The organism is Paenibacillus sp. USHLN196 (genome assembly GCF_037144955.1).
GTDB lineage: Bacteria > Bacillota > Bacilli > Paenibacillales > Paenibacillaceae > Paenibacillus > Paenibacillus xylanexedens_C.
This window is the reverse complement of the sequence record NZ_JBBCYH010000041.1, coordinates 1-523: the sequence shown is the minus strand read 5'-3', so window position 1 is coordinate 523 and position 523 is coordinate 1. Positions and strand designations below refer to the sequence as shown.

The 523-nt window shown below is 52.8% G+C and carries 1 rRNA gene; it reads left to right on the top strand.

Annotated elements, in window-relative coordinates:
• Positions 1-523: ribosomal RNA gene (locus WFI24_RS34200) — 23S ribosomal RNA — on the top strand; the annotation flags it as partial.

The window sequence follows — 523 nt, the reverse complement described above, 5'->3', positions numbered from 1 at the left end:
AGAGGCATACCAGGGGAACTGAAACATCTAAGTACCCTGAGGAAGAGAAAACAATAGTGATTCCGTCAGTAGCGGCGAGCGAACGCGGAGAAGCCCAAACCAGAGAGCTTGCTCTTTGGGGTTGTGGGACGTCTCACATGGAGTTACAAAGGAACCGGTTAAGCGAAGAGGTCTGGAAAGGCCCGCCAAAGAAGGTAAAAGCCCTGTAATTGAAAGTCTGTTCCCTCCGAGACGGATCCCGAGTAGTGCGGGGCACGTGAAACCCCGTATGAATCCGGCAGGACCATCTGCCAAGGCTAAATACTTCCTAGCGACCGATAGTGAAGCAGTACCGTGAGGGAAAGGTGAAAAGCACCCCGGAAGGGGAGTGAAATAGAACCTGAAACCGTGTGCTTACAAAAAGTCAGAGCCCGTTTTAGGGGTGATGGCGTGCCTTTTGTAGAATGAACCGGCGAGTTACGTTCCCGTGCAAGGTTAAGGTGAAGAGCCGGAGCCGCAGCGAAAGCGAGTCTGAATAGGGCGA